The 21,233-nt window shown below is 51.9% G+C and carries 20 protein-coding genes; 2 read left to right on the plus strand and 18 right to left on the minus strand.

From position 1 onward, the window contains the following. Positions 1-17: 17 nt before the first annotated feature. Both K9N21_04795 and K9N21_04800 read left to right on the plus strand, forming a co-directional pair. Positions 18-2,678 (plus strand): glycosyltransferase, encoded by a 2,661-nt coding sequence (locus K9N21_04795; protein ID MCF8143220.1) that lies wholly within the window; start codon positions 18-20, stop codon positions 2,676-2,678. 5 nt (positions 2,679-2,683) lie between these two features. After that, the gene (locus K9N21_04800; GenBank protein MCF8143221.1) at positions 2,684-4,336 is read left to right on the plus strand and encodes an NTP transferase domain-containing protein; all 1,653 of its coding nucleotides are present in this window, start codon (positions 2,684-2,686) and stop codon (positions 4,334-4,336) included. Here the strand turns inward: K9N21_04800 and K9N21_04805 are convergent. The 18 genes from K9N21_04805 to fliR form a co-directional block, all read right to left on the minus strand. After that, a complete protein-coding gene (locus tag K9N21_04805; protein ID MCF8143222.1) occupies positions 4,319-5,194 on the minus strand; it encodes an N-acetylneuraminate synthase family protein in 876 nt (291 codons plus the stop codon). The genes K9N21_04800 and K9N21_04805 overlap by 18 nt on opposite strands. Before the next feature lie 38 nt (positions 5,195-5,232). Continuing rightward, a complete protein-coding gene (locus tag K9N21_04810; GenBank protein MCF8143223.1) occupies positions 5,233-5,856 on the minus strand; it encodes a hypothetical protein in 624 nt (207 codons plus the stop codon). A gap of 113 nt (positions 5,857-5,969) precedes the next feature. After that, positions 5,970-6,482: a flagellar protein FlgN gene (locus tag K9N21_04815; GenBank protein MCF8143224.1), complete on the minus strand. Its 513-nt coding sequence runs from the start codon at positions 6,480-6,482 to the stop codon at positions 5,970-5,972. 281 nt (positions 6,483-6,763) lie between these two features. Continuing rightward, positions 6,764-7,072: a flagellar biosynthesis anti-sigma factor FlgM gene (flgM, locus tag K9N21_04820; GenBank protein MCF8143225.1), complete on the minus strand. Its 309-nt coding sequence runs from the start codon at positions 7,070-7,072 to the stop codon at positions 6,764-6,766. A gap of 167 nt (positions 7,073-7,239) precedes the next feature. Next, entirely contained in the window at positions 7,240-7,614 is a 375-nt protein-coding gene (locus K9N21_04825; protein ID MCF8143226.1) for a rod-binding protein, read from the minus strand. Continuing rightward, positions 7,614-8,804, minus strand: a complete 1,191-nt coding sequence (locus K9N21_04830; protein ID MCF8143227.1) for a flagellar basal body P-ring protein FlgI — start codon at positions 8,802-8,804, stop codon at positions 7,614-7,616. The genes K9N21_04825 and K9N21_04830 overlap by 1 nt, the downstream gene beginning before the upstream one ends. A gap of 38 nt (positions 8,805-8,842) precedes the next feature. Next, positions 8,843-9,571 (minus strand): flagellar basal body L-ring protein FlgH, encoded by a 729-nt coding sequence (locus tag K9N21_04835; GenBank protein MCF8143228.1) that lies wholly within the window; start codon positions 9,569-9,571, stop codon positions 8,843-8,845. Between the two features lie 40 nt (positions 9,572-9,611). Next, positions 9,612-10,604, minus strand: coding sequence for a flagellar basal body P-ring formation chaperone FlgA (gene flgA / locus K9N21_04840; protein ID MCF8143229.1), 993 nt, complete (start codon positions 10,602-10,604; stop codon positions 9,612-9,614). A 10-nt stretch (positions 10,605-10,614) separates the two neighbouring features. After that, a complete protein-coding gene (gene flgG, locus K9N21_04845; protein MCF8143230.1) occupies positions 10,615-11,403 on the minus strand; it encodes a flagellar basal-body rod protein FlgG in 789 nt (262 codons plus the stop codon). A gap of 42 nt (positions 11,404-11,445) precedes the next feature. Continuing rightward, positions 11,446-12,186, minus strand: coding sequence for a flagellar basal-body rod protein FlgF (flgF, locus tag K9N21_04850; protein MCF8143231.1), 741 nt, complete (start codon positions 12,184-12,186; stop codon positions 11,446-11,448). A 361-nt stretch (positions 12,187-12,547) separates the two neighbouring features. Then, positions 12,548-13,054: a DUF2802 domain-containing protein gene (locus K9N21_04855; GenBank protein MCF8143232.1), complete on the minus strand. Its 507-nt coding sequence runs from the start codon at positions 13,052-13,054 to the stop codon at positions 12,548-12,550. A 44-nt stretch (positions 13,055-13,098) separates the two neighbouring features. Then, the gene (locus tag K9N21_04860; protein ID MCF8143233.1) at positions 13,099-13,341 is read right to left on the minus strand and encodes a hypothetical protein; all 243 of its coding nucleotides are present in this window, start codon (positions 13,339-13,341) and stop codon (positions 13,099-13,101) included. A gap of 178 nt (positions 13,342-13,519) precedes the next feature. Beyond that, the gene (locus tag K9N21_04865) at positions 13,520-14,287 is read right to left on the minus strand and encodes a FliA/WhiG family RNA polymerase sigma factor (protein MCF8143234.1); all 768 of its coding nucleotides are present in this window, start codon (positions 14,285-14,287) and stop codon (positions 13,520-13,522) included. 63 nt (positions 14,288-14,350) lie between these two features. After that, positions 14,351-15,262 (minus strand): MinD/ParA family protein, encoded by a 912-nt coding sequence (locus tag K9N21_04870; protein MCF8143235.1) that lies wholly within the window; start codon positions 15,260-15,262, stop codon positions 14,351-14,353. 33 nt (positions 15,263-15,295) lie between these two features. Next, a complete protein-coding gene (gene flhF / locus K9N21_04875; protein MCF8143236.1) occupies positions 15,296-16,765 on the minus strand; it encodes a flagellar biosynthesis protein FlhF in 1,470 nt (489 codons plus the stop codon). Between the two features lies 1 nt (position 16,766). Further along, positions 16,767-18,857, minus strand: coding sequence for a flagellar biosynthesis protein FlhA (flhA, locus tag K9N21_04880; GenBank protein ID MCF8143237.1), 2,091 nt, complete (start codon positions 18,855-18,857; stop codon positions 16,767-16,769). Between the two features lie 417 nt (positions 18,858-19,274). Continuing rightward, positions 19,275-20,348: a flagellar biosynthesis protein FlhB gene (flhB, locus tag K9N21_04885; protein MCF8143238.1), complete on the minus strand. Its 1,074-nt coding sequence runs from the start codon at positions 20,346-20,348 to the stop codon at positions 19,275-19,277. Positions 20,349-20,432: 84 nt separating this feature from the next. Beyond that, positions 20,433-21,209 carry a flagellar biosynthetic protein FliR gene (gene fliR, locus K9N21_04890; GenBank protein MCF8143239.1) on the minus strand — a complete coding sequence of 259 codons (777 nt, stop codon included), beginning with the start codon at positions 21,207-21,209 and terminating at the stop codon, positions 20,433-20,435. Between the last annotated feature and the right edge of the window lie 24 nt (positions 21,210-21,233).

The raw sequence follows: 21,233 nt of genomic DNA on the forward strand, positions 1-21,233 counted from the left end.
TGGATGGAGAATTTTATATGGTATTCAGCATCGTCATTCCCCTTTACAACAACCTTCCCTACACAGAAAAGTGCCTCCAGAGTATCCTGTTGCACACCCCGAAGGAACCTCTATTTGAGATCGTTGTCATTGACAACGGATCTACGGATGGTACGGGCGAATATCTCAACGCCTTTGCTGCCCGTCATTCCCGAACAATCTTCCGCGCCGTCTCCAATCCCGAAAACCTGGGTTTCGCCAGGGCATGCAATCAGGCGGCGAGACTGGCGGGCGGAGCCATCCTTGTCTTTCTTAACAACGATACGCTGGTTCATAGCGGCTGGAGCAGTGCCCTCATCGATGAACTTTCTTCTCAACCGGAAACAGGTGTTGTGGGTGCCAGGTTGTTATACCCGGATGGCACGATACAGCACAGCGGCGTGGCAATCGGCGGAAACCGTATCCCTTACCACATCCATCGCGGCCTCGATAAAGGCCATCCAGTGGTTAGTAACCGACGGAGGTTCCGCATTGTCACCGGGGCATGCATGGCCGTACACCGAGGAGAGTTTCTCCGACTGGGGGGGTTTGACGAGGGCTATGTAAATGGTCATGAAGATGTTGATCTGTGCCTCCGTTATGATGCAGCCGGACGGCATGTCATCTATCGTCCCGACTGCGTTGTCACTCATTTTGAGGAAAGCAGCGAAGGGAGACTGGCCTGCTGTCAGGCGAACACGCATCGGACCTTCTTCAAATGGGGCCGAATCCTTCGACAGGATGACTTCAACTTTCAATTTCCGGAAACAGAACGCCAACAACCCGACACGCCCTTGGCTTTTTCCCTTAAAATCTGCGCCCCGGATCGAAGATGCTGCGACTGGGGAGACCTCTTTTTTGCCCAAGGTCTGGCAAAGGCACTCTGCAAGCGCGGCCACGGCTGCCGTATCGACTATATGAACGAATGGGGAAGCCGCGACACCGATATCGACATCGTTGTTCACATCGCCGGGTTGTCGCGGTATTATCCTAAACCTTACAACTACAATATTCTTTGGATCGTCAGTCATCCCTCAAGGATCACTCCTCAAGAACTGGCGTCCTATGATTTGGTATTGGTGGCCTCATCGAAATTTGCGCCAAAAGTGAAGGCCATGACTCACACACCCGTGCATACTTTCTTACAGGCCTCTGACGTGGAACACTTCTATCCGTTTCCGGAGAAGGAGAAAGACCTGGACGTGGTATTTGTCGGTAACAATATCGGCACCGGGAGATTAAAGATGCGCCGGGTTGTGGCGGAGGCGTTAAGATTGGGACGTCCGCTGGCGGTATGGGGCAAGGGGTGGAAGGGGCTTCTGCCCGATGATGTATGGCAGGGCGAATTTGTTCCATGGGGGGAGTTGCCGGATACCTATAGAAGAGCCAAGGTCGTTCTCAACGACCACCATCCTGACATGCTGTGCAACGGTTTTGTAAACAACCGGACCTTTGACGTACTCGCATGCGGGGCACAACTGGTAACCGACTCCCTGTCCGGTCTTGAACAGGAGCTTGGATGCGTCCCTGTCTTTAGCGAAACAAGACCGATTAAACAGATTTTCCGCGGCCTGGAGGCGGTCAGAACCGAGGAAAGACAGCGCATTTCAAATGAATTGAGACGGATCGTACAAGACCGCTTTTCTTTTGATGCGCGGGCAGGGGAACTGTTGGCGCTTGCCGACCATTACGGTTTCTCATCTCGAAAGCTGAAGAAGCAGCGTGCCACTGCTGCAAGGACGGAAACGGAGGGACCTTTGGTGTCGGTCCTCATGAGCACCTACAACCGGAAGAATCTATTGCCCGCAGCTGTGAGATCCGTGCTCGACCAGACCTACCGTAGTCTGGAACTCATCGTGGTCAATGACGGGGGGGACAGCGCAAAAACGATCGTCGAAAGCATGGAAGATAACCGAGTGCTGTATATAGACGCGCCCCATGTCTCAAAAGGACACGCCCTCAACACCGCCTTTTCCCATTCCCGGGGGGAATTCATCGCATATCTGGATGACGACGATATCTGGTACCCCAACCACCTGGAAACCATTGTATTTTTTTTGCGAAATGTGCCCAGGGTACGTTTTGCCTACACCGACGCACTGCGTGCAGCCGATCCGTCTGAGCAAGACCTTTCTGTCGCGTCCAACATCTATAAAGAGTTGATTTATTCTCGACAGGTCTTTCTCCCGCAGCTTTTGGAATCGAACAGTATCCCGGGGATTGTCGCTGCCCACGATCGACACGCCTTTGAAGAAATCGGAGGTTTTGACCCTAAGCTCCAGGTGCTTGTGGATTTTGACTTTTTCAGACGGCTTGCCGCCATAACCGATCCCTATCATATTGCAGAAACCACGGCAGAATATTCCAAACGCCGGGACAGTGGCACCACCGGACAGGGGCACATGACCAACCTGCATAAAACGGACAGACCGCGCTATCTTGCCAACCATTGTCGGATCGTTAGGAAAAAACTGCCGCTTGATCAAAAACCGGATGCGACCGAAGTACTGGGTGAGGTTCGCAAGAAGATCGCCTGTATGTTTCTTAATGCACGAGGCGAGCATTTTTTTGCAGAGGGCAAACATTATCGCGCCGCTGCCAGCTTTCGACTGGCAGCAAAAATGGCATTCAAGGAAATGCGCAAATACCAAAGGTTTTAATCATCGTGGCTGACAAAATTGACCCGCATACAATATTTTCCCATTGGAAGCAGATGATGCCTCCTGAAGAATTGATCCTTGCGTATTCATTATACAGCAGCGGCGATGTCGTGCGGGCAAACGACCTGCTGGCGAAGTATGGGCTTCCCCCAGCGGTCTTGGCCGAAATGAAATATGTCCATGTATGGAGCGTCCACTCATATTTGGCGGACCCCGCGAACTGCGATATCCATAAGCCCCCAGAACAGTGGAATGTTGCTGCCGTTATCCCGGTACGCGGCGGGTCGCGCGGAATCCCACGTAAGGCCCTTGCATCGCTCGCCGGCCGGCCCCTGCTGGAACATGCCATTGAAAAATGCCGCCGAAGCCGTTACATAAAACGGGTCATTGTGAGCACGGATGATGAGGAAATCGCTGATGCCGCACGCCGGGCCGGAGCTGAAACACCTTACCTTAGGCCTCGTGAACTCTCTTCCGACAGGGCCACCCTGAAGGATGTACTCCGGTTTGCCCTTTACTGGTTGGAGGTCCAGGAACACTATTTTCATGATTTCCTGTTTATGGTTTCCGCGACCCACCCCCTCTGCCCAGCCGAAGAGATGGATCGCGCCTTGGAGCGGTTGTTTCAATCTGATGCCAAAAACCTCGCCTCTGTTGTGGAACGCATGGAGGAGGGGAAAGAATTCTTCAACCCGGAGGGGGAGGTTATTCTCATTCCAAAAGAGACGGGGCCGCTCTACGGTCAGTGCGGCGCATTTGCCCTCTGGTCGCGCCATCCCACCTACTATCTGCCGCAAGCCCTATATCAATCGCTCTTTGGGGCTGTTCCTCACTCGCTGCCTTATGTGCTCTGTCCAGAACACGGTTTGGACATTGACACGCCTTTTGACCTCAAATTGTGTGAGAACTGGTTGATGCGCGGCGATTTGATTCGAGTATTGGCCCCTGCAGATATCGACACCTTGTGGGACACCCCCTCTATGCACAAATCACTCCAGAATTCATCTCTCGGCGCTGTTATGTGGATAGAGGAATATCCCGAGGAATACGTGTTCGGTTCCAAGCCGGTTCTTTTCCACACCCTTGATGCGATACTCGACAGCGGCTGCTTTGGCATGGTTGTTCTTGCCGGAACAACCGCTGTCAGTGAGGCCCTGGCCAAAAAATCCGGAATGCCATTGTGTCGAAAACAGCCTTTTAACAGAAACGGCCGGCTTAATTTGGATGCGCAGTCTGAGTTGTGGAGGATATTGGGCCCGAATATTAAAGACACGGTGCTCATTAACGGGCACGCACCGCTTTTGGATGCGGCATTGATCCGCAAGTTTATTGAACACTATGAACGGATGGGGCAAAAGGGTTGCCGTTCAGTGTCGGAACCCAAAACCAACCCATATTGGTTGAAATATATAAAAAATGATCAAATTTATAATGTTTTAGAAAAGAACATAGGTTTTAGGCAAGAGCTTCCACAAATAGAGTATGTTGATGAAGTGCTGACCGCATACGGTGCAGGCAGGGGTGAAAGATTTGAGTCGCTGTTTCATATTCCACAAGACAAGGCCGTAATCGTCCGAGGCAGGCTTGATCTTATTCGAGCGGTTACAATCGCCCAGGAGAAGGAAGCTTCCCAGGAACGCTTAACGATACCTCCTTAGTTTTTTCAAAACCGTATCCTCACTTGGATAGACTTTTTTCATCCCATCACCCAGTGCCATCTCAATCTCGCGGATTTCCTCTACCAGTCTCTGCAAATCCGCAGGTTCAAGAGACGCAGCCTGATCATTGCCCCACAGGCCTCGATCAATGGTGATATGGCGTTCCACAAAAGAAGCCCCGATAGCCACTGCGGCACAGGTGGTAACCAGCCCCACCTCATGTCCTGAATAGCCGATAGGACAGTTGAACTCCCGTTGCAGCGTCCTGATCATATTCAGATTGAGCTCCTCCGGCGGACACGCATAACTGCTGGTACAGTGCGCGATGAGAAGGCGGTCCTGGTCGAGCAGGGAAACCGCATGCCGTATCTCTTCCATGGTCGACATGCCGGTAGACAGGATCAAAGGACGTCCCGTTGAATTCAGCCGTCGCAGGAGGTCGTCATTCGTGAGAACTGCGGAGCATGCCTTGTAGCAGGCCGGGGAAAACTGTTGCAGAAAATCAACCGATGGCTCATCCCAACACGATGCAAACCACAGGATGCCTCTTTTTTTGCAATATCGATCAATCTCCCTGTATTCGTCCTCATCAAACTCCACCTTATAACGATATTCCAGGTATGCCATGGCGCCCCAGGGGGTGTTTATCACGACGCTTTGTTGGTGCGGCGGTACACAGAGTTGAGGGGTCCGTTTTTGGAACTTGACGGCGTCACACCCAGCGGAGACAGCCGAATCTATCAGCTTTTTGGCCAGTTCGAGACTGCCGTTATGATTGATCCCAATCTCAGCAATAATGTATGCGGGCTGATGATCGCCTATCAGACGGTCTCCGATTTGGATGGACACGTGATCCATATCTCATATTCCCCTTGGCCAGCCGTCAGCCATGCCTTTTACAAATTGGACAGTTTCAGGACCCTGATCTTTGGATCCACAAACTGGCGAATAAAATCGTGGATTTCCTCCTGTCTGCCAAACGATGTGACCACCACAGCATCCACCTCCATGTCTCTCAAGGCCTCCGGCGGTTGAATCACCAGCCCCCCGAATCGATTCCCCTGTTTCTTCAGATCGCTGTCCACAATCCCCACCACATTCAATTGGACCTCGCTTATTCCGGCAGAAACGACCTCTGCAGTAGAGGAAGCCCCAAATAGCGCCACCCTGCGAACACCATCCTCGCGGATCTGACGAAGTCTTCCAACAATTTCCTCCTTGGCTTCGCCATAAAGGCGAATAATCTCTGCGGAATAGGAGATCAACAGGGAAAGGAGTTCATCCCTCCCCTTTGTCGTGAGGTGATATTCGCATGTCCTATTGGTATTTCCGGTGACGGTGATCAATTCCTGTTTCTGTAGCTCTTTCATATAATTATTGACCATTGAACTGCTCAGGCAGGCAATTTCACCGATCCTTCGCTGGCTGACTTCAGCAAAATTATGAATGGCCATAAGCACGGATAAGCGCCTGAAGTGTGTTTTAGGCGCGAGGAACTTGGACTCGAATAGCTGAATCATCTTACAAAACCCAGAGAATTGTTCGTTCAGTGAATGGACAGTAATATCACTTTTAAAACGTCAAATCTACTATTGGCTCAATGACCTTCGGGAATAAAGGGTTCTCCAGCGGACTAAAAGTCCCCGGACAGGACCCGGCCGCTACGATCCGATGTCATCGTCATTTTGCCGGTATTGCGGTAGACAGTGCTCGAAACAGTCACGTTGTTCAAGAAAAAAAAGGAACTCCGAACAAATTTAAGGCGATGGGTAATGAGTTCCCTATTCCGGAAACTAATGTCTGAAATGGATGCTGCCAGGCGTGAGAGGTGCGACCTGCACGCTTCCAATTGGGTGGCATAAGGTTCTTCAGCCAAACCCGAAATTTCACGAAGATTCAGCCCCTGAGTGGGTCGTCCCATGATCCCTGCCAGGTCTTCAGCAACGGCTTTCCTCTTTCGGTCCAGGTCCTGAATCCTGGGAACCAGCGATGTTTTTCCCTCCGTGGCCGTTCTGAGCGCATCGAGATCCGATCGCGTGACTGCATCTTTTTCGTCTTGCGCCAGATTCAGCATCATCCCGAAAAGGTCGGCTTCCTCTCGAAGGATCTTCAGAAGATTGTCCAGCATCCGTTCCATGTCACCCATTATTATGGTTTCGCGCTCCCTGCAGCGTCAGGTTTAGTGCCATACGGGTAAGGCGCCCTGTAAGAAATAGATAATCTTTGTGGTTTCGTGTCTTTGTTTGCCCCGTAGCTTCGGAAACTGGTACTGGGGTGTGGGTCCCGCTTGGGCGGGATTGGTTGCAGCTATCCGCATTAGACGGTGACTGCTCCTGCTTAAGCGCATAAAACACAGGAGCCCCCCTTCGCGAGCGCCCTGCCCCCCGCAAAGAGAGATGTCTCTTACATGACAACGCCGTCGGTCTGTCAAATCAGTTCATTTAACAGCGCTTCTTCTATCATTTTTGAGGCGATCTTTTCCCCATCAATCTGATATTCACCCGCTTCAATCCGGGCTCGTATTTCCGCCACTTTCTCCTCACGAATATCAGGAAGAGAATCTATCAATTCCTTTGCCCTCTGAATCTGTTTGGCTTCCGGGGATAACTCAACCTTATCCTTTGAAATACCGTCTCCTGAACCCGCGCCTGAAAAAGAATGGGGCTTTTCTCTGTCTCTGACATTCTTTGTATAGGCATCCAGATTTGCGAGACGATGGTCACCCGCTATTTTCACTTGAAAACCCTCCCTTCAACGGAACTGGCCCTGTGCGATCCCAAAAACAATCCCTTGCAATAGAAAGATATGCTGCTGATGTTTTCAGGCTTTGAATGATCATGCGGCCATACGCGATCCATTCAAAAGGATTATCGGTTGCCTGTATTAAAAACTTTAACATTTTTTTAGTCCTTGCCGCTATTTTTTTCTTCCGGTCCGGATGTCGACCCGAGACGCTCCATGAGAAGGGTCGAGAGGCCGATTCCACGTTCAGAGGCCAGTTCCCTCGCGATTTGAGCATCGAACATGGAGGTGTACATCTCTTCCCCCCTCCCTCCGGTCAAAAGACCGGCCTTGGGGACAGCTGACCGCATCTCCTTGAGCAGATGGAAAATGAAGAGGGACTCCAGCTCTGCGCAGGCCTTTTTCAGTTCAACGGGATCCCTCCCCTCTGCGGGGACCTGCCCGGCCTTGGGCCTTTCCTTTATCGGGTGGGTTTTACTGAGTGATTGAATGGCCTGCTGCATCTTGAGGGAGGATCCGGAGATGGCATCGGGCATTACATTACCTCCAGTTCGGCTTCCAGGGCCCCGGCAGCCCTGAGCGCCTGGAATATGGTCATCAGGTCCCGTGGAGATACCCCAAGGGCGTTGAGGCCCCTGACCACATCGGCGATGGTCACGCTCCGTTTCACAAGGAAGAGCTTGCTTTTTTCTTCTTCTGCGGAGATGTTCGTGTCACTGGTTACCACGGTGGCTCCTCCTGGAGCGGTGATGGTGCTCCCGTCCTCCGAGGTCATCGGCCCTGCCCCCGGCGCCGCGCCCGGGGCAAAGGGCATCGGTTGAGAGACATCCTCATTTTCCTTGATCTCGATGCTGAGATTCCCGTGGGCGATGGCGACCGTTGCAATCCGGACATTTTCTCCGATCACCACCGTACCGGTTCGCTCATTAATGACCACTTTTGAAGATTTGTCCGGATCAATATCCAATTGCTCTATCATGGCCACCAACTCAACCGTATGGCCTGAATATTCCTTCGGAATTTCAACCTCTATGGTGCCGGCATCCAAGGCCCTCGCCAACCGGTCTTTCAGTGCTGAATTAATGCTTTTCACAATCCTTATAGCGTTGGTAAAATCCGGATTTCTCAAGGAGAATGACAAGGCCCCCTTCTTGACAAACGCGTAAGGAATTTCATTTTCGATAATGCCGCCTCCTACAATCCGGCCTACGGTGGGGAAGTTCTTGGTGACCTTGGCCGCCTTTCCCGAAACCGCATAACCGCCGGTGCTGACCGGTCCCTGAGCCACCACATAGACTCTTCCATCGGCCCCCTTGAGCGGCGTAACCAGCAAGGTTCCGCCCGTGAGGCTTTCCGCATCGCCGATGGAACTGACCGTCACGTCAATTTTTGAGCCAACCTTTCCAAATGCGGGCAGATCCGCGGTAACCATCACCGCAGCGACATTTTCGATCTTTTCCACATTTTTGGGGTCCACCGTCACCCCCATCCTTTCCAGCAGACTGGCCAGTGACTGAAAAGTGAATTGGGAGTCCTTTCCATCCCCTGTTCCGCTCAACCCCACGACCAGGCCGTACCCTACCAGCTGATTGGTGCGAACCCCCTTCACTTCCGTCAGTTCCTTGATTCGGGAGGCGTCGGCGTCCCCAACGCAGAAGAATAGGGCCACACATGCAATCGTCGCCTTCGCAACCAAATTACTTGGGAACACGAAGATGTTTTTCATAATTCTCTCCTGCAGTGCCATGAGGGAACCATCTGCATTTAAAATGGCGACAATACATTGAAAAGGTTGGAAAACCAGCCTGGACGCTGACGTTGATTGATTACGCCCCTCCCCCTGTAAACCAGTTTTGCGTCCGAAATGCAGGATGAATCGACCTCATAGCGCCTCTTTTTGGGTTCGTAGCGGATGTCCCTCGGCTGAATAATCCCGGATATGAGCAGATCCTGGGTCTCATCATTTACCGTGATCTCCCGGCCCCCCACAATCACCAGGTTGCCGTCGGGGAGGACCTTGACGACTCTTGCAGTGATGGTTCCTGTGAGTATGCCGGTCCGTGTCGTTCTTCCACCACCCTTGGAACTGTTGCTGAGTTCTGCATCCGCGGATCCTTTATAGTCGCCCGCCTTCCAATTGGTGCCGGACCAGCCGGCCTTCATGCTGCCGCCGATGCCTCCTGTTCTTTCGACATCCGTATTGGCGCCTGACTCGCCCCTGAGTCTACTGTCCGGATCCAGATAAACCGTTACCACGTCTCCCACGTTGCTGGCCTTATAATCCTTGAATAATGAGCTCAGTTCCCCATTTTCCCGCCAGAGGGATCCCTCATATTTTGTCGGCTGCAGTCGATGCTCATAGTTGATTTCAGGACCGCCGGAGACGACTGGCATGGACAGGAGGGGTTCTTTACGGATCTCCTGGGAGCTGCCTCCGCATCCGGCAAGGGATAAGAGAAGGAAAACAACCGCAATTCCAAATGGTACTACCACCGTCCGCCCCCACCTGACAAACATCCCCTTGTCTCCTTTTTCAGAAATCGACCCGCACTGTTTTTGAATCCACCACCTGGGCGTAGATGCCCTTTTTGGAGTCAATATTTTCAACCAGGATTCTTTCCCCTTCACGACCTTCTCGTACCTTGACAACGCCTAATGCCGTTATCCTCATCCCCGCCGATTCGGCGAGCACCGTCACCACATCCCCCCGTTTGACCATGGGCGGGAATTCAATCATATCCGTTCTCAATACGGCCCTGACATTAACGGCCTTCCGAGTTCTTTTTCCAAGGATGTCTCCCAAATCCGCCAATGCATTGGAAGGGAGGTTCGCCACGTCCATTTCCTGCACTTCAATATCGTCTTCCGTGATCTCCCGGTATCTCCCCAAAGGCCTCTTGGCGACAATTACCTTCTTCAGAACTTCGACATCGGCTACGGCCCAAACCTTTTTCTCCAATTCTTCCCCGACATATATGCTGACCGCGAGAGGCATCTTCCCGGACCATTCCCTCTCCACGGGCGGTTCCACCTTGAATGTGACGACGCCCTTGGGGAGGATGATCTCCTTATCGAACTGGATCTCCTTAACGCGTATTTTTTCATTTCTGGGGATCACGGCCCGGCGGATATAGGCCAGGACCACCTCCTGGATCGTCTCTTTTGAAATCCGTTCAACTCCCCTTGTGACTTCAGCATTATCCGGGACGTGTAGCGCGACCTGCGACACGTCGACATCATACTGCTTCAGCCGAAGCTGTATACGGGCCTCATCAATACTGCGAGACTTTCCAGGCAGCGGAGACCTACCGATCTCAATGCCCCGGAGCTCCCGAACCAGCTTCCGATCGACACCTGTCACCTGCGAAATGTCCCCGAGACATATCTCATCCTTGTTCACCTCTGATTGCCGGGATACATCGACCACGACCACGGGGGCTGCGAACGCGGGCCGTGGCGTTCCCGGCATCGCGGACGTGAAAAACGCGATAAAAAACGTCGTGATGAACCATTTTGAAGCAGTCATAATCCGCATCTTACCGTTTGATGTTGTTTGCCATCTGAAGGATATCATCAGCCGCCTTGATGGCCTTGCTGTTGATCTCATATGCCCTCTGGGCGGCAATCATATGCACCATCTCTTCCACCACATTGACATTTGACATCTCCACATAACCTTGGGAAAGGGTCCCGAATCCGTCTTCGCCAGGCGTCCCGGTGATCTCATCTCCTGATGCTTTTGTGGGAAGAAAGAGGTTTTTTCCGATGCTGTTGAGCCCCCCGGGGTTCAGGAACTTGACCAATTCTATGCTGCCGATTTCGCTGGGCTCGACATCTCCTGCCTGAAGTACCGATACCGTCCCATCCGATCCGATGGATATGGAAGTGGCATCGTCTGGAATGGTTATCTCCGGCTCCAGTGAAAACCCGTCAGAAGTAACGATTCGTCCATCGCTGTCCAGCTTGAATGCCCCGGATCTCGTATAGGCGGTTTCTCCGTTGGGCTGAAGGATCTGGAAAAAACCATCCCCCTCAATGGCCATATCCAGCTCATTATTGGTTGCCTGGAAATCTCCCTCGCTGAAGATTTTCTGGGTGGCAACCGAACGTGTTCCATGGCCCAGTTGGATTCCCGTCGGCACCTCGTTCCCCTGGGCCGAGGATACTCCGGCCGGCCGCATCGTCTGATACAAGAGGTCCTGAAAATCGATTCGGCTTTTTTTGAAACCCGCTGTATTGACATTGGCCAGGTTATTGGCAATCACGTCAATATTCATATTCTGCGCCTGCATCCCGGTGGACGCAATCCACAATGTTCGTAACATACTTACCTCCTGCCGCCCTGAATCCTGCGGCCCCTGTTTATGCTACAGTTTGCCCACATCCGTTATCGCCCTGCGGGTGACATCATCAAGATGCTGGATCACCTTTTGATACGATTCATATCCCCTCATCACATCGATCATCTCGGTCATGGCCCGCAAACCGTTCACGTTAGACATTTCAATAAAGCCTTGTTTCACCATGGCATCCTCACTCTTGACTTCTCTGGCCTCTCTCTGGGACGGTGCGAACATGGTTTCACCCATCTTCCTGAGGTTGTGAAGATCCAGAACCCTGACCACTTTTATGGCGCCGACGGGCGCTCCGTCCGCATACACAGTCCCACTCTCGTCAATCCTCACATCCTGTCCGGATATGGTTATGGTGCCGCCCTCGCCCTCAACCGGATACCCCGCTTTTGTGACCAGCACCCCTTCCTGATTGAGGGCGAAACTGCCGTTCCGGGTATACTGTCTTCCATCGGGGGATTGGATACAGAAGAAGCCGCTCCCATCCAGGGCAAGGTCCAGGGGATGGTCGGTGTGTTTGAGGTCGCCCTGGGTAAAATCTATGGTGGTCCCGGAAGGCAGAGGGGCAGGTGCGTACAGGGAAGTCATCACTTTTGAATCCTCCACCCCGGTTGGCTTCTCTTTCGGGACCCTGAAGATCAGTCTGTCCTGCTTAAATCCGGCCGTATTGATATTGGACAAATTGTTTGCCAGGATATCCAATCTCTTTTCATGATATGTGGCGCCTGAAGCAGCGGAAAACAAGGCCTGGCTCATATATTCACCTCCAGAGGCTATAGGGACATCTTCTGCAATTTCCTAATCCTTCAATTTACTTAATTGCCAACATGCAAGGTGTATACCAGAAGCCCATATCCGAGGCATCCTCAATCTTGCTGAACCCAGGAAGTCTGTTTACAATCCTTATCTGCGACTTCTCTGCACCATGCGGAGAAGTTGGCGCCGTATCAGTCAGCGCTCAAAAATTGCCGGGATTTGCACCTATACCTTTTGGGTTGCGGCGTTAGGCCGCCTTGGGGAAACAGAACCTGAGTGGCAAAAGCCGGTAGGCAGTATTTTCCCCTCCAGCCGTTTTCCGCAACCGAATGCCGATCGGAAAACGTCCTTCCGGTCCTGATTAAACCAAAAATGAATGACCGGTCCGAACATCCCTCCCGGCGCCGGCTCTCAGACGACTCACCTTCAAAACCAGTTCAATCTCCCTTTTGGGCAGCCCAACCCTCTCAAAAATTTCATCCTTATCAAGACCCAAATCGGCAAGTCTCTTCACCTCTTTGTAGCGATCACCCGTGGATGAAACAGACACATCGCAACCTCTTTCCTCGGCATGTCCGCGTTCCTGAACCGGGTCGGAGAGGGGTTGCGCTATCGGGGGATCATTGTCTATGATATTTTCCGGGTTTGCACTCTCCCCCCCCTCGAATTCGCCCAAGGTCGCCAGAGACGCCCTGTCCGCCCGTGTCAATTTCCTGAATTCCTGGTTGAAATCCCTCACGCTTCCCGCGACGCCCCGCATCGGAAAATTACGCCTGTACCGGGCCCTCTGATGAACCAGCAATACCACGGTAACCGCACACATGCAGATCGCCACCACATCTCCAATCCATTGAATCTGTTCCACCATCAAGACCCCGTTTACACCCTGTCTGTTCGCGTCTTAAGCCGCATCTACACGTGAATATCCACAACCGATCCCGGCTGGGACGATACATCCGTCTTCCCTTCATTATCCGGACCCCGGTTTTCTTCCTCTTTCCCGAGGGAAGCAGCATCTATCGGTGAGATCATTTCCCCGGCCACGTCTTCCCTGTTGCCGCCAAAATCTGCCGTGTCTTCCTGATCCTGTGCATTTTCTTCGGTGAGCTGCCGTTCAAAGCGCCTTTTGTCAGGATCCCGGTTCTCTCGTTTCACAGAAGCTATCTTCTGAGCAGGCGCAAATGCGACACCCAGTTTATGCAAAACAATTTTGTCCGCCAATTTTCCACCTCCCCACTTATGAAAAAAATGGAGGCCCTGTTTCAACGGCCGAACACGGCCGATCCAAAAAGTCAACCACCCGGCCCGGACCTAATACACGGTGGGCCTGGGATCACGCAAATTCATCATTGCCGAAGCCCATTTTGCTCAACTTTTTCCTCAAATGGATTATCGCCTGTGAGTGAATTTGAGAGACTCTCGATTCGGTAATGTCCAAAGTTGCGCCGATTTCTTTCATATTCAATTCGTCCCAATAATAGAGCGACATTACGAGCTTTTCCTTCTCCGGAAGTTCTTCAATGGCATCGGCAATGCAGTCCTTCAGTTCCTTCAGACCCGTTAGATTCGATGGGTCCTCTCCACTCCCGTCAATCAGATAGTCCATGAGGCCGGCCTTTTCTTCTTTGGAAGAAAGGCCTATTTCTTCAAAACTCACAAAAGACATGTTGGACATGGCCCGTATTCTGTAAAAATCGTCGAGATCGAGATCCATCTCATCTGCGATCTCTTCGTCGGTCGCTTCTCTGCCAAGTTTCTGTTCAAGGGCCTTATGGGCAGCCATCAGTTCCCGTATCTTGCTCCGGCTTGATCTCGATAAATGATCTCTGGAACGAAGTTCGGTGAGGACGGCGCCTTTCACCTTGAAGACAGCATAGGTGGAAAATTTGTTGTCTCTTCGATGGTCATAATTCTCCATGGCGTGCATCAACCCTATCACCCCTGCATTGATCAGATCGTCAACCTCAACAGTGGCCGGGAGATGCACGGCAATCCGGTGTACGATATTCTTGACAAAGGGGAGATACTGGAGGATCGACTGATTCCTCAGAATGACATCATCCTGCTCATATGCATCGCATTCCCATTTCGGCAAACCCATAGTTAGTAGACTACCTCCACACATTCATTGATAACACAGGTAACCCGCATCCAACTTCTCTTGTCATTGCTGACAATCCTTTTCCACAACATTTCTCCAGAAGAAATTGGCGACGCCTTCCGGTGGCTGCAGCGCCGGTGTCTCGCAGATTTTCTTTGCCAGCACAGCAAAACATTTGCTCGCCTGGGAATTGGGGCAAAGTTCGCTGACAACTCTTTGCAGCTTCACGCCTTTTCTGACCTCTTCGTCGGCCAGTACATATCCGGTATACTCCAATGTAATGTCCAGGAACTTGTCCGTTACCAGTTTAAGCTGCCTGTACAGTTCACTCGCTTCTTTTGCGGTTTTGGCGAAATTGACAATCAGCTTGAAATACTTCTGCGAATAGTGCAGGCGCAGAACCTTCATTAACGCATATGCATCCGTAACAGACGTCGGTTCCGGGGAGACCACGACAATAATCTCCTGGGCGCTGCTGTTAAAATACATTACATTCGCTGAAATGCCCGCACCTGTATCGATTAAGAAGACATCCACGGAATCAAGCATACGCTCAAGGGAAGAAAGGATCCTGACTCTCTGCTGATCCGTCAGGTGCGTCAGAGATTCGATGCCGGAGGAGGCGGGGAGAATCTTCATATTGCCCGGACCTGTTATGGCAATATCCGATATGTTCATCGTACCCATCGCCACATGGGAGATGTTGTGCTTGGGTGCAAGCCCCAGCAACACATCCATATTTCCGAGACCCAGATCGGCGTCGAAGATCAGGACCCTTTTGTCCAGCTGCGTCATGGCGAATCCGAGGTTAGCGACAATATTTGTCTTTCCCACGCCTCCCTTTCCGCTCGTTATGGCAATGACGCGGGTATTCGACTTTTGAGTCTGTTTGGGCTCTTTGCCCAAAACAGTTCCCTTCTCGGCGAGTTTATCCGTCAATCTGATCACATTGCTACGGGAAGTCTCATGTTGCATTTTATTTTTCCCCTCGAGCCAAGCATAAGGTTGTCAGTAAGCGACGATTTCTTTCATTTCTTGGGTTGCGGCCCCCGTCAATGACGGTTCATCATTTTCTTCTTCAACTTCGGGTTGACACGCCCTGCAAGGACGAAAATTGTTTGCCAACGCTTCGGCCCGGGTATTAAAAACGACCCTGTTTCGGTTGCCGATTCTTTCCACCCATTTGCAGGAAGGATGGTGAAAAAGATCAGAATTCGTGTTGGCCACATATGCCTCGGCTTCAAACCCTCTCTCTCGGTTCCATTCGAGCGTCCGGGAGTTCTCTTCAGGCAATTGCTTCAATCCGTGTGCACGCCTTTTTTTCTGTCCTGCACATAATAGGCCTATCAGGCGATCCACCGATCCTTCTTCAATATTTTCCGGGATCTCCTGTCCGTTCGCAAAGTAAGACACCGGGAGCTTTGCGTGCACCACGGCATTCAGCATGGATCCATATTCAATCGTCTCATCGATTTTTGTAAACAGCAGCCAATCGATATGAAGCATATTGAATTTATTGAAAATGGATTCAAAATCCTTGCCTTTAGTTCCGGCCGCCGCCAAGAGATGGATCTCTAAAGAATCAAGCCCCTCCAAAAGCGCCTTCAGCTCATTAATTTCATATATGTCATGGTGACTGATTCCGGGCGTATCAATCAGGATGAGATCTTTATCCCTGAACCTTTTCAGACATCCCTTGAGTTCCTTCTGGTTCGACACAGCGGCTACGGGCACGTCCAGGATGTTCCCATAGGCTTCCATCTGCGCCGCGGCCCCGATTCGATGATCATTGAGGGTGATGAGTGCTATCTTTTTCCCATTCTGAAAAGTCTCGCTCACGGCCATTTTGGCCATGGTCGTTGTTTTCCCAACGCCGGTCGGTCCCACAAGGACCACAATGCGATGCTTCTCGGCACCCATTTTATGGATGCGGTCCGTCACTCCCAGCTCCTTGAGCTGGTCCTTCAGATGCCCCTTGACCTCAGCGTCCCCCAACACCTTTTCTGAGGCTATCTCCTCTCTGAGACTTTCAATCAAACCGGAGGCAATGGTTTCTTCCACACCCTGTTTCAGCAATTCCTCATAGAGATTGAGAAATCGGATGAGGTTGTCGTTTCTGCGAAAATGCGGCTTCGCCGGGTCGGAAGGCTGGATCCTTTTCATCCGCTCTCTCTGTCCAAGGTTCAGTTGACGGGACGCCCCGGTGTCCGATTGATCTTTGTGACCTGCACCCGCGGACCGGCCCTTTTGAAGCGTCCATTTCCTGGCCGCAAAGTATTCCATTTTGGGCTTTCCATTTCCATGGGGAGTGTCGGTCGCCGCGGTCACCTCCACGCCAGGGCTTCTCAGCAACCCAAGGACGCCTTTCCCCTTGGTGACGTCCCTGGCCGAAAGAATAACCGCCTGAGGCCCAAATTCCCGCTTGATCATTTTCAGGGCCTCTGCCATATCTCGTGCCTCAAATCTTTTGATCTGCATGTCACACCTTCACTGTTCCAATGGATTGAATTTTAGCACTGCTGACGATCTCATTGTATGATAGGACCGCTAAATCCGGGACAAACCGTTCCACAAGCCTCTTGAAATGGGGGCGGATTTGCGGTGAGCACAAGACCACGGGGTGTCTGTTGAGTTCTGAAAATCTTTCCATGTTCTCGCTGAGGTTTGCTATAATCTTTTGCGCCAGATGTGGCTCCAGGGGTAAAAATTGTCCCTGATCGGTCTGCTGAAGGGCATCTGCGATGGTCTTCTCCAGCTGTTGATCGAGTGTGATCACGGAGATATCCCCGTCGGGAGACTGATAAAGTGCGGTGATGGTTCTTCTCAATGCCTGGCGGACGTATTCGGTTAAGAGATCCGGATCCTTAATCACCGGTGCCCAATCCGCCAGTGTCTCCAAGATCGTCAGCAGATCCCGGATTGAGATCTGCTCTTTGAGAAGATTCTGCAGCACACGGACCACCGCCCCGATAGGGAGCAAATTGGGTATCAGTTCTTCAATGACCTTGGGATTCGTAACCTTCAGATTGTCCAGGAACTTTTGGACCTCCTGTCTTCCCAGACATTCGTGTGAATGATGCCGGATGACGTCGGAGACATGCGTTATCAGGACAGTAGCCAGATCAACCACCGTATATCCCTTGGCCAGCACATCCTCCCTGTCCTTTTCTTTGATCCAGACGGCCGGAAGACCGTAGGTGGGCTCTGTTGTGGAGATTCCATTAATTTTTTCAGTGGTGGTGCCGGGGTTCATCGCCAAAAGGTGGTTCTTCATCAATTCCCCGCTGGCCACCTCGTTCCCCCTCAGCAGAATGGAATATGCATTGGGTTTCAGCTTCATGTTATCCTGAATATGAATGGGGGGAACAATAATGCCCATGTCCCGAGCCATCTGCTCCCTGGTGGATTTAACCCGCTCCATGAATTGTCCACCCTGATCCACATCCACCAGGGGAATAAGCCCATACCCCACCTCCATAGCCATCACATCTACCGGGGGAACCGCTTCCACCCGCGCAGGGGTCCTTCTCTTCGATTCGGCCACTTCAGTGTCTCTGGCCTTCGCCGTATCAGCCTTTCTGGTTTTGGTTACCACGTATGCAACACCTCCGGCGACCGCCGATAGCGCCAGAAAAGGGACCGTCGGAAGTCCCGGAACCATTGCAAAACCAAAGAGCACTGCAGAAGCAACGATCAACGCCCGGGGCTCGGTCAGGATCTGGGATATCACCTCGTGTCCCAGTGCGGATTCAGAGCCGGCCCTGCTGACCACAATACCGGCTGCAGTGGATATCATCAGCGCGGGGATCTGGGTAACCAGCCCGTCGCCTACTGTCAGGAGGGTATAGGTCTGGGCTGCGTCGGCAAACCCCATCCCGTTTTGCAGGACCCCGATGGCAAGTCCCCCCACGATATTAATAAGCGTGATGATGATCCCCGCAATGGCATCCCCCTTTACAAACTTACTGGCGCCGTCCATGGCTCCGTAAAAATCAGCCTCCCTGGAAATTTCGCGACGCCGGGACTTTGCCTCTGCCTCGTCAATGAGTCCTGCATTCAGGTCGGCATCGATGCTCATCTGCTTGCCGGGCATGGCATCCAGGGTAAATCGGGCTGCCACTTCGCCGATCCGCCCCGATCCCTTGGTGATGACCATCAAATTGATGAGGACAAGGACCATGAAAACAATAGCGCCTACCACATAATTGCCGCCTACCACAAACCCGCCAAAGGCCTTTATCACATTTCCGGCTGCTGCAGGCCCCTCGCTGCCGTGCAGCAGAATTATCCGGGTCGAGGCGATATTAAGAGAGAGCCTGAACAATGTGGCGATCAGAAGCACCGATGGAAACGATGAGAAGTCCAATGGTCGCAACAGATACGTGCCTACCAGCAGAATGGTCAGGGCAAAGGTGATATTGAATGACAGCAGGAGATCCAGGACAACCGCCGGCAGGGGCATCACCATCAAGACCACAATGCCCACAACGCCTATGGAGGCGATGACCTCGCTGTTCTTGGTCAGAAATGGAATATTCACTGAATGACTTGCCTGATTGGGTATTGCCATGATTTTACTCTTCAGTTTAGGGACGTCGCACAGTCGGTTTCGGAATTATCGCGATGATCTCTCTCTTCAGTCAGAGGAGGCTTCTGCATTTTCCGTGCCCGAGTATACTGCGGGCCTTGCCGTAATCTGAGATTGGGCGCCTGTAGCCGGATGTGCGTTGCGCTTCAGCGATCTGCGGGATATGCGCACAGGTGAAACGGCGGTTGAGGGTGTGGCAGACCATCGCCGGTTCATCCCGGTACTGCGTGGACGTTCCAGGAGGTTTCGTCTGTCAAGGCGGGAACAAATATCGGTGAAAGCGCGCTTCAGGTCTCAACAGAGGCCAATACCCTATACGAATCAATGCGACCCCCATAATTTGACTGGGGGCGTCAAAAAATTGAACCTCTCTGCAAAGGCGTCAAAGCTCGAAAGGTATCACCCCGAATTGCCCATCCTGCGCAACCGGTAGACATAGGCCAGTATCTCTGCCACTGCACGGTAAAGGGAGTCCGGGATTGTCTCCCCTATCTCGCAGGTTTTATAGAGAACCTGCGCCAAGGGTTTATTTTCAACGGTCGGAACCCCGTTTTCCAGACCGATTTCCTTGATCCTTTCAGCAACAAACGCCGCCCCTTTTGCCACCACCTGGGGGGCGACCATCTCTTCCGCGTTGTATTTAAGGGCGATGGCCAAATGGGTAGGGTTGGTAATGATCACATCCGCATCCGGGACCGCCTGCATCATGCGCCGCATGGCCATTTCCTTCTGGGCCTGTCTGATTTTGCCCTTGATCCGTGGATCGCCTTCAGCCTGCTTCCATTCGTCCTTGATTTCCTGCTTTGTCATCATGAGGTCTTTGGTGTATTGCCATTTCTGATAGATGAAATCCAGAACCGCCATGACAAGCATGGCCAAGGCCACATAAAGAAGGATCTTCAGGGAAGCCGTCCCAATAAAGGACATAATCTGGCCTACGCTCATGGCCATGAGCGAAGGGAGCATCTCTATTTCTCCCATAATGACGGCATAGGCAATGCCGCCGATGAGAAGAATTTTTAACATCGATTTAAGGAGTTCAACCAACGATTTCAAGGAAATAAGATTCTTCATGCCTGAAATCGGATTGAATTTGGATAATTTGGGAACAAAGGGCTCCAGTGTAAACAGAAACCCCACCTGAATAAGGTTGGCCCCAATTCCCACAATCAAGAGGATCCCCATCAGGGGAATAATAAGGATGAAAACCTGTTCAAAAACCTCCAATAAAAACGTGGCCGCAGAGTCTCCCTGGATGTGAATCGTGCCGAGATTTCCGAAAATCCCGTGCATGAACTTGGTGAGGGTCCAGAACATCCAGGCCCCTGCGAAGGCCATCACCCCCAAGGAACCGATGAGTATCAGGGCAGATGACACCTCCGGGCTTTTTGTCACCTGACCTTTCTTTCTGGCCTCCTGGAGTCGCTTGGAAGTCGGTTTTTCAGTCTTTTCTTGGTCGCCTTTCTGGGGCATGCAACGCCTCTTTCATAATCGATTCAAAATTGCCCCGAAGGGGCCCGCTTTATCCGAGCAGAATCCCGGGAAACGCATAGGCCCTTACATGGCCTTGAGGAGATACAAAATAGTCATTTCCAGGCCCGTAAAAACCGTCTTCAGGAAGGATAACAGATAGGGAAGTGAAAAGCCTATGAACAACAGCCCCACGAGGATCTGTATAGGCATTGCCACAAAAAAGATATTCATCTGAGGGACGGTTCGGGCCGCTACGCCAAAGGCCACGCTCATGAGAAACAGGGCCGCTATCACGGGGGCCCCCACTTTGATGGCGATGACAAACATATCGCCCCCTAGACTTACCAACTGCTCCATCAGTGAGTTGCTGAAATGAAAGGCAAATGGGGGCACCAGCCGAAAGCTGTCCGCCACGGCATGAAGAAACCAGTGATGCGCATTGATGGTCAGAAAGATCAATATCGCAAAGATGTTGTTGAGTTCACCAAGGAGCGGAAGTTGCTCGCTGGTGGAGGGATCCATAACGTTGGCCATGGCCAGGCCCATCTGGAATCCCACCAACTGTCCTGCCAGCTGCACCCCTGCAAAAACCATCCTGACAGACAGCCCGATGATGACGCCCAGCATAATTTCGCTGATCATTCCTAAACTCAAGGGGAGGATACTCAGTTGAACCGGAAATTCCTCCAGATTCAATATGGGATACAGAAGCAGAGCGACGGCGAATGACAGCCCGACCTTGAATGCAGCGGGGATGCTCGCGCTTCCGAATATCGGCAGGGTGAGCAATATTGCGCCAACCCTTAAAAAGATGAGTAGAAATAACTGTACCTCCGTCAATGAGACATTGAAATATGCCATCTTTTTCCTGGAGTGAGACGTCTT

Source organism: Deltaproteobacteria bacterium (genome assembly GCA_021737785.1).
GTDB lineage: Bacteria > Desulfobacterota > DSM-4660 > Desulfatiglandales > Desulfatiglandaceae > AUK324.

Bases quoted from the DNA above. Each gene is read 5' to 3' on its own strand.
- K9N21_04795 (MCF8143220.1), top strand. From the start codon at position 18: ATGGTATTCAGCATCGTCATTCCCCTTTACAACAACCTTCCCTACACA.
- K9N21_04805 (MCF8143222.1), bottom strand. From the start codon at position 5,194: ATGGATCACGTGTCCATCCAAATCGGAGACCGTCTGATAGGCGATCAT.
- K9N21_04810 (MCF8143223.1), bottom strand. From the start codon at position 5,856: ATGATTCAGCTATTCGAGTCCAAGTTCCTCGCGCCTAAAACACACTTC.
- K9N21_04815 (MCF8143224.1), bottom strand. From the start codon at position 6,482: ATGGGTGACATGGAACGGATGCTGGACAATCTTCTGAAGATCCTTCGA.
- K9N21_04825 (MCF8143226.1), bottom strand. From the start codon at position 7,614: ATGCCCGATGCCATCTCCGGATCCTCCCTCAAGATGCAGCAGGCCATT.
- K9N21_04830 (MCF8143227.1), bottom strand. From the start codon at position 8,804: ATGAAAAACATCTTCGTGTTCCCAAGTAATTTGGTTGCGAAGGCGACG.
- flgA (MCF8143229.1), bottom strand. From the start codon at position 10,604: ATGACTGCTTCAAAATGGTTCATCACGACGTTTTTTATCGCGTTTTTC.
- flgG (MCF8143230.1), bottom strand. From the start codon at position 11,403: ATGTTACGAACATTGTGGATTGCGTCCACCGGGATGCAGGCGCAGAAT.
- flgF (MCF8143231.1), bottom strand. From the start codon at position 12,186: ATGAGCCAGGCCTTGTTTTCCGCTGCTTCAGGCGCCACATATCATGAA.
- K9N21_04855 (MCF8143232.1), bottom strand. From the start codon at position 13,054: ATGGTGGAACAGATTCAATGGATTGGAGATGTGGTGGCGATCTGCATG.
- K9N21_04865 (MCF8143234.1), bottom strand. From the start codon at position 14,287: ATGGGTTTGCCGAAATGGGAATGCGATGCATATGAGCAGGATGATGTC.
- K9N21_04870 (MCF8143235.1), bottom strand. From the start codon at position 15,262: ATGCAACATGAGACTTCCCGTAGCAATGTGATCAGATTGACGGATAAA.
- flhF (MCF8143236.1), bottom strand. From the start codon at position 16,765: ATGCAGATCAAAAGATTTGAGGCACGAGATATGGCAGAGGCCCTGAAA.
- flhA (MCF8143237.1), bottom strand. From the start codon at position 18,857: ATGGCAATACCCAATCAGGCAAGTCATTCAGTGAATATTCCATTTCTG.
- flhB (MCF8143238.1), bottom strand. From the start codon at position 20,348: ATGCCCCAGAAAGGCGACCAAGAAAAGACTGAAAAACCGACTTCCAAG.
- fliR (MCF8143239.1), bottom strand. From the start codon at position 21,209: ATGGCATATTTCAATGTCTCATTGACGGAGGTACAGTTATTTCTACTC.